Below are 18166 nucleotides of genomic sequence, written 5' to 3'. Positions count from 1 at the left end.
AAAAAAATTAAGTTCCACAACATTATATCTTAATACCTATAAAATTACAAAGATGTTCAATTGGAAATGATAAGTGGAGGACTGCTTCAGCAGTCCTCCACTTACATAAACTCACAGTTCAATTATAGTTCATTAATAATTAGCTTAAGTTTTTAGGGAATATTTTACTACCCTTCTTAAGTAGTTCCACAGCAATCTTACCAGCTTCAGCGCGAGTCATATTAGACTTCGGATTGATGTTATATAACGGTTTCTTCTGTCCCACTTGTGATACAGCCGAACCAGACATAATACCCGCCTTCGTCACTGCTTGGATTGAAGGTAGTGCGTAAGCATCAATCTTCCCTGAATCTTTGAATGACTTAGCGACAGAATCCTTTAACTTCTGATCATTAACAGGAAGCTTCATCTTAAGCGCACGTGCAATCATCACTGCAGCTTGCTCACGTGTTATCGGTTGATCTGGAGCGAACACCCCGTCCGTCAGACCTGTAACAATACCTGCTCGCGATGCTGTCTCAATATGTGCGTAGTCCCAAGTCGTTGAACTTGAGCCAGGAACAAGATCAACAAAGGTTTGGTTCTTATCATAGTTCAATGGCAAGCTTAGCCCCTTAACAAGTATTGTTGCGAACTCACCTCTCGTTGTTTGATCATCCGCCCCAAATTGTTCAAAACGTAGATTGTTCATGAAGCCCTTAGCATACAAAGCATTTAGAATATTCCGAGCCCACTGATGATTCGTTACGTCAGAATAGCCACGGCTCATCTTCATTACCTTATAATACCCAAATTCATCAAATGGGACAGTAACTGTATGCTTCTTAGAATCCACTACTCCACCTATGTTCTCCCACTGGCGATCCGATGTATAACGGAAGATTGTAATGGTATATCCAGCTTCATCTACCACGTTAGCATTATAAGATAGGGTCAACATTCCCCGCTTAGATGGTGTGATTTTTCGTTCTGCTGGAGTCTGACGATCTCCAAACAGCGCCTCGATGGAATATGGTGCTAGTCCGTTGGTAGCTGGCTTATATCCAGTCGTCGACTTGTCTCCCAATTCGCCTAAACCACCACTAATCCAATACACGTCGGACACGTTTCCGAAGTTTTTGGTTTTAACGGTTGAACCGAAGTTCATTAAGAGTTCATCTGGTATACTCCAAGGTTTAGCTCCACTCACTTCTCCTGTTCCAGGAAAACCAATAATGTTACCGTAGTCGTTGCGTCTTTCCACAACTCCTGTGACCGGCTCCGCAATTCCGAAGAGCAGCTTCGTATCAGGATAGTATTTATTAATGCCTCTAACATCCGTACTCTGCATAACCGTTCCTTTAGGGTACGATAATTCAAGCCCTTTGTTAAATACACTATATTTAGTGGCTACTTTAGGAGCCATATACTGAGCGTCAACAGCAACTGTCCCTGTATAGAATACTTCTATAGTATCTGTATTTGTTGTTCCACCACGTTTGATTTGGATTTTGATCTTAGTCGCTTTATCTTGCTTCAATCCTACATAATCTAGTACAAAACGGTTCTCTCCCAGATCACTTCGTTTCACCGCTTCCGTTTTGTCTATAATAACCGAAGTCGCTCCCTCAGCCTCAATGTCAAAATGAACAAAGTTTTTGTTCACGACATACTGATTGCCCACAGTTGGTTGAGGAGAGATCAAACGATAGGAACTCTCTTCCCTTACCAATTCAAGTCGTTGACTTGTTTTGGCACCTGTCTCGTTGATAAGTTCCAACGTATAGACATGCGTTCCAGGCGCATCTGTCACTAAATCTTGCACTCTCATGATGAAATCTTTCTGATTACCTGCGAAATCGTAGGAATATCTTTCATCACCTGCAAATGTAACTTTTTCATTGTCTGAAGAGGTGAGTGGAATATCAACTGATAATATATTTTTGGTACCTAAATTTAGATTGGCTTTGATAGCTCCGCTACCTCTCAACACCAAATCATATGTCTTCAAACTTGTTGTGTACTTATTATCGTTATACACAAAATCCGGTGTTAGATTAAATATCTTCGGAAGTTGCTCATTATTTGAACTAAAGTCTCTCGGTGGGAACGACACGCGGTCTTTACCCACAGCAGGTTGGAAATTCGCAATAGCCGAAACATTCTGATCTACAATGTAAATACGTAATTCTTTCCGCACTTCACGAGCTTGTCCGGTTGCGTCTTTTCCTGTCCCTGTGAATATAATTCGGTTTTCTCCAAAGACTAATGGGCCTGTAGCTGCTGAAACATCAAGGTCAAAACTAAATTTACCGTTAGTATTGATCCACTGATCTGTAGATGTTGTTTTAACTCTCAATCCGTTAACGAATACTTCACCTAAAAAATATTGACTAGCCAACGTATCAAAATCAACATATTGACCCTCTACATGAAGTTTATTTGTTGCACTTGAATTGATCGTATATGTCTGTCCATCTGAAAGATTGGCTACATAAATATAACTCTTTGATGCAAATGAAATTGTAGCATCCTTATAAGCATTAGACCCTTTATAATTAAATCTAACGGTCTGATTACCATTCTTAAAGCCCGAAATCTTATAAATATATTGTGTATCCGAAATTGTTCTCAGTACGGATGACACCGAAATAGCCTCGGTAGCTAAAGGTAAATAATTTGCAATTAATTCTGTATCTGATGGTTTACTGTTCGTAGACACCAAAATATAGAAGTCACTAGAATCTAACTTGGCCCCATTAAGTGGTTCCCCTGCAGGAATAACATCGGGCTTCGCCTCATCATACCCCTTCAAATACTTCAAATCCTTAATGACAGTCTGTCCTTGCATATACAGGAAATTAATTTTCTTACTTATTGTCTTAGTTCCATAAGTCACTGAAAGATTATGAATTTGATTTTGCACAACTGCGCCTGCAGTGTCCTTATCAAAATCCAAAGGATTAATTCCGAATGTGACTAGGCGGTAAGATGGTGTATTCTGCGTTATCCCCGGAATGAAAATTTCAGAACCAGGTATTGCAGTCAATTTACCCGTAGCGTCAATCGTAATCCCTTTATGGTACGTCGCATTAGGTACCACAGTGTTTGTGCCTGTTTTTATCAATATATTAGCAGACCCTGCAAAAGGCGTATTGTTGTTATCTGGAACTAACATCTGAGCATATAGCTCAGCCTTAGTACTATTTTCTGTAAAAGTGGGCACATCATTAAGTACACTTTGAGCATTTCCATCAGAACCAACCAAATACAATCCTACAATCGGATTCTTCTCATCATAGTAATAGAGAGAATAATTAAATGTAAGCGTATCTGAAGCATTCTGTACAATTAACTTTAAGTCATTTACTCCGGGCTTAAGCTGCAATTGTGGTGTGAAGAAGGTCCCGTCTTGCAGTAATGAAGTTGCTAGCGCAGCTTTTCCATTAACAGAGACTGTTACCTTCGTAGAATTTAATGCCTTACCTTCCAACGTAATCTCATCTGTCGGAACAACTACCTGAGCTCCTTCATTCAGATTAAGTTTGTCTGCACCACCAAGAACCATAAGCTTCTCGACATATGGGACTTTGTCAAATAGTACGTAGAACGTCTCGGAACGGTCGTTCAAACCTTGTGATCCAGAAAATGTAATCTTATTTACTCCCGGATATAGGGTTACTTTCGCTTTGAACCGATTGTCTGGTCTATCCACATCTAGCTGCATCACACCTGGTGCCACATGTGTTGGATCCTCGACCCATTTCAGATTAATTGGATCCCAGTTCAATTGTTGAAGGTTTACACCTAATGTAGAACCAGTTACCTTACTGTATGTTCCTGTAATCGTCATCTCCGAATCAGTAACATGATATACATTGTCTCTTGAGATAATGTTCGGAGCTACACCGCTCGTTGTTAGCACCACCGTATTCTTAAAAGCTGCGATATCTGGCGTGAAATAGCTGGTGGATGCATCTGCCGCCGATGCAGTAGGCGTACCTCCAGGTTGAATCATTGATACGATTAGAGTCAATAAAAGCATCCAAATGAATGGCTTTTTGATACGTTGCATTTAATAAACCTCTCCTTTTTGTTCACATTAATTACTTTATCGGTCTAAACGACATAATTTTGAAGAACAACCAAACAAAAAAGCCTATTAACCTCAAATTAAGGTTAATAGGCTTCTATCTCATAAGAGAACCATTATTATATATTTCTATCCAAAGATGTGAACTTAATCAATTACTACAATTTCGATCTCGTCTCCGTACTTTCTTTCATACGCAATCTTGCGATGAGATTCAATAAAGGTCTCTTCGTCTTACCGATGAGTCCGATCAACTCGGCTCCAATCTGTAGGAAGAAGGTCATGATACATATCACGACGAAAGTAACCCAGTTCGCATCGTATAATGCTGCAGATGATTGAATGACGGCTAGTACTCCAAAGAAAGTAGCAATCCCGTAAATAATGAGAACACTTTGACGGTGACTGAAGCCTAGTTCTCCTAAACAGTGATGCAGATGACCTTTGTCAGGAGCAAATATAGGTTTCTTCTGTACCCAACGACGTACAATGGCGAAGAATGTATCGGATAATGGTACAGCGATAATAATTAATGGTGTAATGAGCGATACTACGGCAACTTGTTTAAATCCTAACAATGACAACATGGCTAGACAGAAGCCTAGAAATAATGATCCCGAATCCCCCATAAAGATCTTGGCCGGATGGAAGTTAAAGAATAGAAATCCAATAATAGCTCCAAGCAAAATCATACATAGTAGTGCAATCATCATATTACCCATAAGCAGTGACATCACAAGGATCGTCCCAATGGCAATACCGGACACGCCGGCAGCCAGTCCATCCAAACCGTCAATCAAATTAATAGCGTTCGTTACTCCCACAATCCAGAAGATCGTAAGCGGAATGGATATCCAGCTCTCTAATGAGGAGTACGTATCATTAAAAGGTATATTTACAAAGTTCACAGATATATCAAATCCAAAAACCACGACACATGCAGCAGCAATCTGAGCTACAAACTTTAATTTAGCCGATAACTGAAAGCGGTCATCCAGTGCACCAATGAGTACAATCATGGTTCCACCGATAAGAAATGCTTTAATAAAATTAGTATCCCGGATTGACAAGTCATTCGCTACGAATGGCAGTGCCAATAAAAGAGCAATCACAAAAGCTAAATAAATTCCGAGTCCACCCAGTCGAGGCATAACTTTCGTATGCACTTTGCGGGCGTCAGGAACATCTATAGCGCCTACTTTAAAAGCAAATTTCTTTACTTGAGGCGTAAATAAGAGTGCCAGTCCTAAGGACAAGACAAATCCGATGATAGATATCATTAACATTTTAAGTGCTCAACCTCCATTTTCTCTAACGGAATGAATTATACTCCGTTCGAAAAATAAACACCAACTCTGTATTTAAGCAATTTATCGCGTTATTAGCTCTAATTCGCCCATTTTAGTTAGGTTTTGTCACGTTCTCTTTATCGCGGAGGACTTTAACTACGAATTGCGGCAATGCAAGCATTCTGCGATATCTTGTCGGTTCACTTAGGAGTCGATATAACCACTCCGAGCGAAGCTTTTGAAATAGCTTGGGAGCGCGTTTCGTCTTGCCTGAAATGATGTCGAAGCTGCCTCCAACGCCCATCATGATTGGAACGGACAATTGTTCCTTATAACGAAAGATCCACGGTTCTTGAGTATCCGCACCACGTGCTACGAGGAGAATATCAGGATTAGTATCCTTGATCTCCTTAATCACACTATCATCTTCCTTTGGACCAAAAAATCCATCTCGATAACCTGCGATTATAATTCCTGGATACTGCAATTGTAACCTCGACGCTGTCTCCTGAATCACTTCTGACGTGGAACCAAGTAAGTATACTCTCCAGTGATCGCTTTCACCAGCACCCATTAGTTCATGAAGCAGATCGAACCCTGCAACACGTTCTGCTACAGGCTGACCACCTACATTAGCTGCCCACACAACTCCCGTTCCATCAGGAACGATTAATTCTGCCTGTTCCATTACGGATCGATACTCAGGATCCTTTATTGCAGCCATGACCATAATAGGATTAGCAGTAATAACCTGATGTGGTGTGCGTGATGTAATAACTTCAGTTAAATACTGTACGGTATCAGACATTCCCCACTTGCATACTTCGATCCCAAATATAGGGACAGTTGGCACTTGTCTTAACGATTTATCATTCATTTATAATCACCTTTGAAGATATATATTCTACAATTCGTTGTGCAGGCACCTGTGCTTCTTGCTTCAATTGATCGATTTGTGTGGCATGAACCTTCCGCCACTCCTCTTCGTTAAACAACATTCGTTCAATCTCAGAAGATAATGCAGACGATTCTAAGGATGACGTATCACCCACAGGTTGAAGTACAAGTCTTTCTAGAAATTGATTAATCTTAGGATCATAGGAGATACCAATCATCGGAACATGAGCGTTAGCAGCGTAGATCAAGCTATGAAGCCTCATCCCAATCACAAGTTGACACTGATTAATCTCCCATAACATGTCCTGTGGATGAACCGCATCCGAACACAGGGTGATGCGACTCCCTGTAGATGAGACATCACCAAGAAGATCCATCATGTATTGTGATGCTTCTACATCGATCGGTAGATGAAACGGCAGAAATCTCAAATGAACAGGCTGTTTCTGCATGACCACTTGTAAAGATTCTACGATCTTCAAGAGTTCCTTGCGATCTTTCTCCCAATACCGGACAGAGATACCAATCACGGGTAAATCCTCATTTATATACTCAACATGTTCATTCAACACATCACTGCGTTCCTTAGGATGAAGTCCCATCACTGGATCAGGCACGATATCAATGGATTGACCCTTTAATCCCATGCTTCGGAGTAACTCAGCGGATTCTTGATCACGGACTGAAATATAGGCACATTTCTTAAATACCGATTTAATCATCGAATGAAACATTCCTCGACTTACAGGACCTACACCCTGAGAATAAATAAATGTAGGTTTGCCCATCCACTGAGCTAACTTAATGATACCCAAGTAATAAGGAATCGTCTTAGAACTGGTGACATCTTGAAGTAAACTTCCGCCACCGCTTATCAGACCACAACTACTTTTAATAGCTTGTCTCACTTCGGCAAGCTTCATGCGATGTACTGCTTGAACTCCGTAGGTTGACTTGGTCCACTCGGGGTCAATAGAGAGAACAACAGGTTGAAGATTTATTCCCGCTGCCTTAGATTGTTCTTCTAAAGCAGTCAGAATGGACTGAAGCACGGCTTCGTCCCCGCTGTTCTTATAACCGTAATACCCCGATATAACTATCGTCTGAGGAGTGGTGACCATCGTTTCCAACACCCTTCTGCAATCTGCCATACGACTATTGCCACAAGTCCAATAACAAGTCCCAATCCTAATCCTAGAAGGTTACGGATAAGAGATATTTTGAGAGGTGTATGAATATGGGCAAAGGTATCTACCATGGACAATTGTCCAATGACAGCAATGACCATGATGTAAATTGCATTACGGTACTTAATTGACATAAAAGCACCTAGTATCAATAACGGATGTGCCATAAGGAATTCCTTATTCCGTGGTCGAACACCGAATGTATTCTCCATGAAGGTACGGAAAGACATTTCAAGTGATGTTACTGAACCACCGTTACCTGTACGGCTTAAATAATACAATCCTAACACACCGATAATCCCAACCACTATGACACCCAGTACAGTAATTCGACTGCGTAAGATTGTACTTAATTGCTGACGTAGATTCCCTCCACGATAAAGGACAACATACAACGCAGTAAGTGCAATAGGACCAAAGTGCAGTAGGCTTACTCCTCGGAATTGATTAAGAACTAATTCGTACGTAATACTATTTAGCAATGCAACCACGAAAGGAATAGCACTTAAAGAAATTATGGACGTCTTCACGAACAAGACCAGTGCATGAGCAAATCGACGAGTTAACAACATATCATTCGTTTTAGCATTTAATTCATTAATCTTACGTACTGCTAGCACCATAGCTACCGTTGGTGCGCTGATGGCCACGAGTAAAGCAAGTCCCTGCTCAAACAATGAAGGTCTTAGAATAAATAGCCCCACACTTCCAATCAGCCCGAACACGAAAGCAGGGATCGTAAGTAGTGGAATGAAATAGGATACTAACAGCGATACAAAGGCAATCGCACCAAGTACAACGATCATCTTCATTATTCGTTGATAGGAGGCTTCCGCTACATCAAAAGCCTTAGCTTGGCCGATTGTAAATCCGTCGCTCTCGAGTCTTTCAATGGCATTACCTGGTTCTGCAAGACTGCGGACTAAATTATCTATGGAATTCGTAATCATTGCTTTAGAAGTATCTCGACTTGGGGCTGCATTTAAATAAAACATACGAATATTACGATCTTTACTGGCAAGAGCAAAACGATCTGCAATCTTCTGTACATTCAGATTAGCATCGCCTTCACTTAAGGAATATATGCGCACGACATTATAGTCAAGATCATATGCCAATTTGTTAAAACCCAGTTGAGGTTTCTTCAAATTCTCAATCGCTGCAATACCCATACCATGTTCATTAAGTAGGTCAGCAAAGGCGTCCAAGCTCTTCATACTTTCTTGATCATTGTAGCCTTTGACGGACTCCCCTTCAAAGAGAATACGTGTTACACCAGCAGCCTCATAATCGGAAATCAAATTCTCCATATGGTCTTGATCATATGGAAGACTGTCTCCCAATCGAGGTACAATGTTAAATCCTTTGCTGCGCAGCATATCAAATGTAATCGGATCAGAGCGCATCGGCTTCATCATAGCATTCTCTATAGGCGTCTCAATGATGAGTCCTTTTCGATTCTCAAAGGTCCAAGGCTTCACAGCTATCTCAAGCCTATTGTATGTCTCCTCAATAACAGGAGTTATCGCTCTTGCATTCTCTTCGTTGGTAAATAGAATATACGTAAAGTTCTCATTTACAGGAATTGATTGATTCATTTTATTGGCGATATCTTTACTGTTATAGAGCATAATCCGCCGTGATTTCTGGAATTCATCTAACGTACTTTCGAACATGGCCATACTGCCCACGCCAGCCTCTTTCAGCTTATCTAATTGTTCATTAATATAATCCACTGGGTGTGCTTCATATGAAGCAATGTCCACTAAATCACGATAATCGAATACAAACTCAACTTGATTAGCGGATGTCTCCGTCTTGAAACGATCATACGCCACAGGCATAGCCGCAACAATACCGACTATAACTAAGATCCATAACCATTTCCGGGAGGATATACTCCACTTTTTCCAATTATACTGCACTGACAAGTACCTCCTTATGTCTTTTTCAGACCAGATGGACATTCATTAGAATGTCCATCTGGTCTGAAACTATCATATAGATTGAACCAAAATATACACTCCCCATAATCCATATTTGCTAATACAATCATGAATTTGAAGGTTCGTCTTTAGTTCATTCTATCTAGCAAACTTCTTAAGCATCTACACGCGACATCACTTCTTGAACCAACATCACAATCCGCTCTTCTGCATTATTTAAGGACTCACCACGCACTGCAAAATAAACTTTAATCTTCGGCTCCGTACCTGATGGCCGTAAACAGAACCACGATCCATCTTCAAGCATGAATTTCAATACATTTTCTTGCGGAAGGCCATCAAGCCCGATGGAATAGTCAAGTACTTCCTTCACTTGAACTCCTGCAATCTCAAGTGGAGGTTGATTCCGCCAATCCGTCATTTTCGATTGAATTTGTGCAAGTCCGTCCTTGCCTTTCAATGTACGAGATTCCAATCTTTCTTGGAAATACCCGAATTGCTCATATAGTTCTTCCAATACATCATATAAAGTCTTACCTTGGCCTTTGTAGTAAGCTCCCGCTTCAGCGATCAGCATAGCAGCGAGCACAGCATCCTTATCTCTAGCATAATTCCCGCTTAAGTAACCATAGCTTTCCTCATACCCGAATAAATACGTATACTCACCTGATTGTTCAAACTGAGTCATTTTTTCACCGATATATTTAAATCCAGTCAACGTATTTAACACTTCTGCTCCATAATGGCGTGCGATAGATGCCCCCATCTCACTCGTTACGATCGTCTTGATAACGACGCCATTATCCGGTAACTTACCTGCTTCCTTCAATTGGCTTAACAGATAGTGAATCATAATTGCACCAGATTGATTTCCAGAAAGAACGATATACTTACCATCTTTATCTTTTACAACTGCGCCCATACGATCACAGTCAGGATCTGTCCCAATTAATATATCAGCATCCAATTCTTGTCCTAGCTTCATCGCCAGTGTAAATGCTTCCCGCTCTTCGGGATTAGGAGATTTAACCGTCGAGAATTCTGCATCTGGTTGTTCCTGCTCTGGTACGACATGAACATTAGTGAATCCAATGGCTTCAAATGTCTTCCGAACGGGAATATTACCTGTACCATGTAACGGTGTATATACAATTGCGAAATCTTTACCTAAAGAGGAACGAATGAGGTCTGAGTTCATACTTTGCTGAGCGACAGTACGTATAAATGCGTCATCATCTGCTTCACCAAGCCATACTAACAATCCTTGCGCTTCTGCCTCCGCTTGGGTTAGCTTCTTCACAGCCGAGAAGCCCTCGACCTCTTTAATGTATTGAATGACTTGTTCCGCTTCATGTGGAATCAGTTGTCCGCCCTCAGCGTTGTACACCTTATAACCATTGTATTCTGGTGGATTATGGCTTGCGGTTATGACAATTCCACCCGTCGCCCCCAAATCACGCACACTAAATGATAGTTGAGGTGTCGTACGAAGTGAAGGGAACAACTTAGCTACAATACCATTACCAGCAAGAACAAGAGCAGCTTCCAATGCAAACTCTGGGGAGAAATGACGGGAATCATAGGCAATAACAACTGAAGGCTTCCCCTCAGCCTTCCCATAAGATTTAAGTATAAATTGTGCAAATCCTTGCGTAGCCTTGCCAATCGTATAACGGTTTATACGGTTACTACCCGCACCTATGATGCCTCTTAGTCCACCCGTACCAAATTCCAAATCTTTATAAAAACGATCCTCTAGCTCCTGTGGCTCCTGCTCTAAATTTCGAAGTTCCCGCTTAGTGTCCTCATCGATATATGAATCCTGAAGCCACTGTTCGATGTTATTCATGGACTGTTCACTTAATTGAGACATGTAAAGTCCCCCTTCACTTTTTTATATAGATTGAACTAAAGATTATATTGAACATGAGAGTTCGTCTTTCATTCAATCTATACTAATTAGGATGAATTCCAGTTAGGAATAATTACAAGAATACACTTAGACACTAGTTAGCTTTAGGATCTGATAATGCAAACATAATCTCGCCTTCTGCTACAACCTTGCCTTCTACAGTAGCAACTGCCTTACCCTTACCAAAGCTTCCCTTTAGACGAATAATCTCAACTTCTAATCTTAACGTGTCACCTGGTACTACTTGACCTCGAAAGCGGAAATTATCAAGACTAGCAAGAAATCCAATCTTCCCTCTGTTACTTTCTACATTCAAAATAGCGACAGCTCCTACTTGAGCCAGCGCCTCCGTAATCAGAACTCCTGGCATCACTGGATAACCTGGAAAATGCCCCGTAAAGAAAGGTTCATTAATGGTTACATTCTTAATACCTACCGCACGTTTTCCATCCTCAAGTTCAATAATACGATCAACAAGTAAAAATGGTGGTCTATGCGGGATAATCTCCTGAATCTGATTCACATCTAACACAAACAAAACTCCCTTCGAATAAGCTTTATAGGTTGCGGTAATACTATGTAATATCCTTCATTTTCTGCAGAACATGGAGGTTCAGATAAGGGGCTCTCTCCTTTAGACAATCACTGTCTATGGAAGAGGGTCCTTTTGTCCCAATATAAGAAAGTATAAGTTTCACTTCATACTCTATTCCTTATATTTCCGCTAAAACGGGTACCTTCCTTGAAACAGGACGGCATAGCCGTTTCGACTTGTTAGTCCCCCATCATTATACAGTTATCGAACCTAAAAAGAAAACTCCCAATTGAACGGAGTTTTCTTTCTTTTCATCTCATTATTCACATTATGAAACATCATTAAGGTGCAAATACGAGATCAAAGACATGTTTCCACGTGTCCCAAAGAAACACTTCACTCATACTTCGCTTACCTATAATCACATAACCTACGATCACACCGCCCATTAAAGCTAGTAGTAGAAACAGCGGAATCATGAACCGTAGTACAATTCGCCATCTAGGTGTTGGTGACTTCTGCGTTGGCTTACGTTCCTCACTCATGATTAGATCCTCCCTACCCGCGCAAATTGTTGGCAAGGCCCATCATGGTATCGCTTGAGGTTAATGAACGAGCCATCAGTTGGTATGCCCGTTGAACCTGAACCATATCTGTCATCTCTACCGTTAAGTCCACATTAGATTTCTCTTGATATCCTGAACGTATAGATAAACCCTCAGGTAAGTTCACATCTGTCTTCGTTGTGCCAAATACATCATTAATCGTTACACCGTTTGCCAGAACAAATTTATTCCCATCCATTTGAACTAACCCTTCAGGTCTTTGAGGTTCGACCACTTGAATCTGGCCCGCTTGTACCCTTGGTTCATTACCCTTTGAGGTCCATACTTTACCCTCGGCATCAATCGCCACTTTTCCATTTGCTGGAACCTTGATTGGATTATCCGTCCGATTAAGAACGATATCCCCTACGTTATTCACCAACACCATAGAGGCAGCATCGGTTGGGTCCGGAACAAAATGAAAGGCACCTTCACGCGTATAGGCAACTGCGCCATTGCTCTTTACAGCGAATAACCCGTTACCCTCAATCGCAAGATCTGTAGGAATCCCCGTATTTAGAAGAGCACCTTGTTCCATATTGGTTGATACAGAAGCAAGTTTCACACCAAACCCTAAATTATATCCCAGTGGCGTGGCTCTTACTGAACTTTTGAAATCTTTCGGATGCTGTTGTACACGAGTCAACACGTCTTCAAAAGAATTCTCTTTGCGTTTATATCCATTCGTATCCATGTTGGCAATGTTATCCGCAATCAGATCGAGCCTCGACTGCATACTGTTCATAGATACTGCGGCACTAATCATAGAGTTATTCATGATCTAGTCTAACCTCCTCAAGTACAAAATTCACTCCATAAGCCTATTATACTCTACCGATCTCATTAACAGCCTTATCCAAACTTCTATCATAATATTGAATAACCTTCTGGTTCGATTCATATGCTCGCGCGGCTAAATTCATATCCACCATGGCTTGAGTAGAGTTCACGTTAGATCGCTCCACATAACCCTGCCGCACATCAATATTATCGCCCATTGCACTTAATCTGACACCTGCAGCATCTTCATTATCTATACGAAATACACCATTACCTTCTCGTACCATTTCATAAGGCTGACTTACAACGCTTATGGATAATGAAGCGCCCGTAGGCATCCCTGTAGTCATATCTATAATGCGCCCTTGTCCATCCACTTTAAGGTTATCGATAGACCCCGCTATGGTAAGAGGTTGATTGTTCGCCCCTAGTACTTGGAACCCAGTAGACGTAAGCAACTCCCCGTTTGCATTAACTTTAAAATTCCCATCACGCGTATATCTAACCTGCCCCTGATCGTCCTGTACGGTAAAGAAGGATTGCGGTTGGTATATCGTATTTCCGTCTTCATCCACATATTTACCATTAGCATCAAATGGAATAGGTTGTCTCGTAGCCGGATCATTCACAGTTAAATCAGATTGAAGCGCAAAATCAGTTGACTTATTAGTCTCGGTAATATCCCCCTGTACGAACATGGAGAGACTCTCCTCCATAAAGACACCAGTATTAAGCTTACCTAACTGACGATTCTTATTGTTCGAATCTCCACCTGTAACAGAAATGAGGACTTCGGGAAATGAGCGTGCTACACTATCAACCTGTTTGTATCCCATCGTATTGATATTAGCAATATTCTGCGTCACGGTGTCATGGCGACGTTGTTGTGTTATCATTCCAGATGCAGCCGTATATAGCCCTCTTATCATGAAGGTAATTCCCCTTTCTAACATCTATAAATAAGATTATCTAGCTTCTAAAGTATATATCGGTGTATTAAAACCTTTTCTTAATCACTTTATCTAAATTGTCCAGCATAATTCCGGTACCTTTAACAACACAGTGCATCGGGTCCTCCGCAACCAATACAGGGACACGTAATTCATCAGACAATAATTCATCCAGTCCGTTCAATAACGCTCCGCCGCCGGTCAAGATTACCCCTCTGTCTATAATATCTGCAGACAACTCAGGTGGTGTACGTTCTAATACAGATTTAGCGCTTAAGACAATGGAGGAAATCGGATCCCATAACGCCTCTTGCACCTCGCCAGAAGAGACAGTAATCGTTAGAGGTAGTCCAGATACCATATCTCTTCCACGAATATCCATCTCAGCCTGACTTCCACCAGGACGTACAGTTCCGATATTCACCTTGATGTCTTCAGCCGTGCGTTCTCCAATGAGCAACTTATATTTATTCTTTATGTACTTGATAATAGCTTCATCGAACTTGTCCCCTGCTACTTTAAGAGAAGAAGCGGTAACGACATCCCCCATAGAAATAACAGCGACATCCGTCGTTCCGCCGCCGATATCGATAACCATGTTACCACTCGGCTCATATATATTCATACCGGCACCAATCGCTGCCGCTTTAGGTTCTTCTTCTAGATATACTTCTCTAGCTCCGCTTCGTTCAGCTGCTTCTCGAATAGACTTCTGTTCTACAGAAGTAATGTTGGTTGGTGCACAAATGAGGATACGAGGGCGACTGTACCAGGTACGTCCCCCCACGCGGTCGATAAAATACTTAAGCATCGTTTCAGTCACTTCAAAATCAGCAATGACTCCATCACGCAACGGACGAATCGTCACGATATTGCCCGGAGTACGTCCAATCATACGACGTGCATCTTCCCCGACAGCAAGAATTTTCTTGGTATCCCTTTCAATCGTCACAACTGAAGGTTCGTTTAAAACCACACCCCTCCCTTTGACGTAAATGAGCACATTCGCCGTGCCGAGATCTATTCCAATATCCTTGCTTAACATCATGAAGAGCCCCCAAAGTGTTATTTTATGGTATAGACAGTTTTCGACGCTATACCATCTTTTAACATATCATACTTTAGGGGATGGATTCAACGGGGAAATGTCCGTATCTAACTAAAACTTACGACTTTGCTGTTCCAACTGTCTCTCTCTTTTTGCTATTTGTTTTTTTATACTTAATTTTGGTGGCTTCGCCTCCCCGAAGATGGCGGATTGACTTGTGGTATTCGAGAATGTGCTTAACTTGATCAGCCAGATCGGGATTAATCTCAGGCAGTCGTTCCGTTAAATCTTTATGCACCGTACTCTTCGATACGCCAAACTCCTTGGCAATGGTTCGGACTGTCTGCTTAGTCTCCACGATACAACGTCCAATTTTGATCGTCCGTTCCTTAATGTAATCGTGCACGCCCCCGCCTCCCTACTGTGGATAGTTTGGTACATTATATGAGGGGCGTGCCTATATATTCGCAGTTTAGATGTTTGACAAGCTTGGTCATGCTCATTTATTTTGTGGACATGTTATTTATGATGCCATTCGGAATCACCAAAAAGACAGGGTTTCCCCTGTCTTTTCCGCTTAATTCAGCATTTCTTCGAACTTTAGCTTTGCTTTAATTTCTTTATTTATTTCACAGGAAGTAATTCCGCAGGATTGACCAATACATCGTTCTCATATACCTCAAAGTGTAGGTGGTTCCCGAGACTACTCTCCATTTCACTACGTCCAGCAGTTGCGATCGTACTTCCTTGGATTACCTCTTCGCCCAACTTAACCTTGGTATCCGTTAGACTTTGATACACCGTCTTAAAGTTACCCGCGTGGGTGACTTCCACTACGTTACCCATCAATGGGTGTTTTTCTACACGAGTGACTTTACCACTAAGCGCCGCTTTGACTTCAAACGGTTTATCATCCTCACGTGCTAAGTCTACTCCTGTGTTCGTTACAAAGGTATCCTTGTATTGAACCATAGCTTCCTGATGATTCTCATCTGAACCCTTTGGATCATAGAACGGTTTCACAACATTTACTTCTTTGACATTACTTACGGGCCATGCAATCTGTTCCGCCTTAGCAATTACTTCTAGCGCGTCCGGGTCCAACTTGTTTATACCAACTTCAGTATCTTTTGTGACAATGCCATCAGATACTGTAGTAGGGTCTGTAGTAAGTGCTTTCTGACTGGAATCCTGATAGACCCACACTAAAGTTAGTATAATTGCGACTGCTGCCATATAGACTGCCGGGTAAATCCAGCGTTTTGACAACAACCTTTTCCATGAAGATGGCTTGTTAACAGGCCCTCCTTTTAATGGTTTAGGAGTTTCTCCATTCAATTGATTTTTGTTTTGTTCATTCATAGTTATCACCTCTGTAACCATTGTTACCGAGACGAAATCTTTTATACCTTTTCTTTATATTATTTTTTTGCGAGTAGTTTAGTAACTTGTTGAAAATCTATTCCAGTATAATAGTGTTTCAGAATTTGAGAGGCTGTATACCCTTCCTTGGCCATCCCATTCGCCCCCCATTGACTCATCCCTACACCGTGTCCGTAACCATATGTGGTAATGACAATATCATTGCCTGAAGCCACCCAGGAGAACTGGCTTGAACGTAGCCCAAGCTTCTCTCGAACTTCTCGCCCACTAAAGGTAACACCACCAATATTTAATTCTTTTATACGATGTCCTTCTGTTGTTGAGAGAATATGAATGAGAGAGTTAAGGGAGGAACTATCATTCTTCAATGTTGGTATAGCGATCGATAGTCCTAAATCACTTAAAAATTGTTTCTTACTTATCGTGAGAGTTTCTTTATACCGTGGGGATATCTCTTTATCCCAGGGACTTGGCACACTACGTAAGTAAGGGATCGAAGTCTTCCAATAATCTTCTGAATTCTCAGTATAACCATTACTCGTAGAGAAAAAGGACGCAGTGATCGGCTTTCCTTTATACGTCATAACGATATTGCGACTATTCTTCACGGCAATCTGCAACTTAGCTAGTTGAGTTGACTTCCCACTACTCTTCCACTCTTTCTCTAGTGTTTCTGTAGATATATAGGCTTGGTGGGCAATCGTATCTGTTACATCTGCACCTTCTACGGGCACCCCACTCTTATCATTATCTAATAGTCGTTGCACAATATATGTTCGGGCTGCAATAGCCTGAGCTGTCAGTGCGCTGACCTCGAAATCCGCTGGCATTTCAGCTGCAACAACGCCGACTACATAGTCTTCAAGTGGAAGCGTCTCAATTTGACCCAGCTTGGACAAATATACAGCTACCTGGGGTTGTTCCTCCACTACCAACGGAGTTGAGGAAGCAGGCACCTCTATGGATTGCTCCGGTATTGGTAGGGGCACAGGCTGGTGACGAAACAACACTACGACTACCGGTAGCAGAAGTGCAAGTGTTAGCATACCCGCCGTAGCCCATATGACGGACGGGACACGCCGGTTCACTGAATGGTTGTTGCGCCGATGGAAGTACCGACCGAAACCGCGACGTGTGTGGCGTACGTTAAAGCGTGCAGTATTGGATGCTACCTTATCTGCCTCTAATCCGAATGTAACTCTTTCCTCCGGCAATTGTTTATGCTCTTCAGGATGCTCTTCCACATTCCGAATAGCTGGTTGTGGTGGCAGTACGAATGTGAGCTGCTCTTGTGCTACAGATTGAGTCACTTCTTCGGACAATAACTCTTTGCGTAATGGTTCTATTGAAATTTTTATTTGCTGACGGGGATCCTTCATTGTATGGTAAACCTCCATTCGCTCACATCAATCGTCTATTACTTATCGTCTCTATCTACTTTATAAATATGAATTCAGAAGATATGATAGAACCATTTTAAGAGAGAATGAGATTTACTATTTAAAAAAGATATATATGCTTAGCATTTTAACGCAAAAAAAACCAAAAAACCAAGCCTACGA

Annotated in this window: 14 protein-coding genes; all 14 read right to left on the bottom strand. The window is 41.5% G+C overall.

The features are described 5' to 3' along the window. Positions 1–139 precede the first annotated feature (139 nt). The 14 genes from PGLA_RS10690 to spoIID all read right to left on the bottom strand — a co-directional run bounded on the left by PGLA_RS10690 (position 140) and on the right by spoIID (position 17983). A complete protein-coding gene (locus tag PGLA_RS10690) occupies positions 140–4054 on the bottom strand; it encodes an S-layer homology domain-containing protein (RefSeq protein WP_068532367.1) in 3915 nt (1304 codons plus the stop codon). A 176-nt stretch (positions 4055–4230) separates the two neighbouring features. Continuing rightward, positions 4231–5358 (bottom strand): glycosyltransferase family 4 protein, encoded by a 1128-nt coding sequence (locus PGLA_RS10685; protein WP_068532365.1) that lies wholly within the window; start codon positions 5356–5358, stop codon positions 4231–4233. Positions 5359–5473: 115 nt separating this feature from the next. Further along, a complete protein-coding gene (locus PGLA_RS10680) occupies positions 5474–6238 on the bottom strand; it encodes a WecB/TagA/CpsF family glycosyltransferase (RefSeq protein WP_068532363.1) in 765 nt (254 codons plus the stop codon). After that, on the bottom strand, positions 6231–7379 hold the full coding sequence (csaB, locus tag PGLA_RS10675) for a polysaccharide pyruvyl transferase CsaB (protein WP_068532361.1): 1149 nt from the start codon (positions 7377–7379) through the stop codon (positions 6231–6233). Before csaB ends, PGLA_RS10680 begins: the two co-directional genes overlap by 8 nt. Beyond that, entirely contained in the window at positions 7355–9370 is a 2016-nt protein-coding gene (locus PGLA_RS10670) for a DUF5693 family protein (protein WP_145939537.1), read from the bottom strand. Before PGLA_RS10670 ends, csaB begins: the two co-directional genes overlap by 25 nt. A 175-nt stretch (positions 9371–9545) precedes the next feature. Then, on the bottom strand, positions 9546–11264 hold the full coding sequence (locus PGLA_RS10665; RefSeq protein ID WP_068532357.1) for a phospho-sugar mutase: 1719 nt from the start codon (positions 11262–11264) through the stop codon (positions 9546–9548). 133 nt (positions 11265–11397) lie between these two features. Beyond that, the gene (gene fabZ / locus PGLA_RS10660) at positions 11398–11835 is read right to left on the bottom strand and encodes a 3-hydroxyacyl-ACP dehydratase FabZ (protein WP_068532356.1); all 438 of its coding nucleotides are present in this window, start codon (positions 11833–11835) and stop codon (positions 11398–11400) included. Positions 11836–12179: 344 nt separating this feature from the next. Beyond that, complete coding sequence (locus tag PGLA_RS10655) at positions 12180–12383, bottom strand: DNA-directed RNA polymerase subunit beta (RefSeq protein WP_068532355.1); 204 nt, start codon at positions 12381–12383, stop codon at positions 12180–12182. Positions 12384–12396: 13 nt separating this feature from the next. After that, positions 12397–13221 carry a flagellar hook-basal body protein gene (locus PGLA_RS10650; protein WP_068532354.1) on the bottom strand — a complete coding sequence of 275 codons (825 nt, stop codon included), beginning with the start codon at positions 13219–13221 and terminating at the stop codon, positions 12397–12399. Between the two features lie 46 nt (positions 13222–13267). Further along, positions 13268–14152 (bottom strand): flagellar hook-basal body protein, encoded by an 885-nt coding sequence (locus PGLA_RS10645; protein WP_068532353.1) that lies wholly within the window; start codon positions 14150–14152, stop codon positions 13268–13270. Between the two features lie 67 nt (positions 14153–14219). Next, complete coding sequence (mreB, locus tag PGLA_RS10640) at positions 14220–15218, bottom strand: rod shape-determining protein (protein ID WP_169810193.1); 999 nt, start codon at positions 15216–15218, stop codon at positions 14220–14222. A gap of 121 nt (positions 15219–15339) precedes the next feature. Continuing rightward, entirely contained in the window at positions 15340–15627 is a 288-nt protein-coding gene (spoIIID, locus tag PGLA_RS10635) for a sporulation transcriptional regulator SpoIIID (protein WP_068532349.1), read from the bottom strand. Between the two features lie 218 nt (positions 15628–15845). Further along, entirely contained in the window at positions 15846–16583 is a 738-nt protein-coding gene (locus PGLA_RS10630) for a M23 family metallopeptidase (protein ID WP_068532348.1), read from the bottom strand. 59 nt (positions 16584–16642) lie between these two features. Continuing rightward, the gene (spoIID, locus tag PGLA_RS10625) at positions 16643–17983 is read right to left on the bottom strand and encodes a stage II sporulation protein D (RefSeq protein WP_084410931.1); all 1341 of its coding nucleotides are present in this window, start codon (positions 17981–17983) and stop codon (positions 16643–16645) included. Positions 17984–18166 lie beyond the last annotated feature (183 nt).

This window comes from Paenibacillus glacialis, from assembly GCF_001637205.1.
Classification (GTDB): domain Bacteria; phylum Bacillota; class Bacilli; order Paenibacillales; family Paenibacillaceae; genus Paenibacillus_AQ; species Paenibacillus_AQ glacialis.
This window is presented reverse-complemented; position numbering and strand designations above follow the sequence as displayed.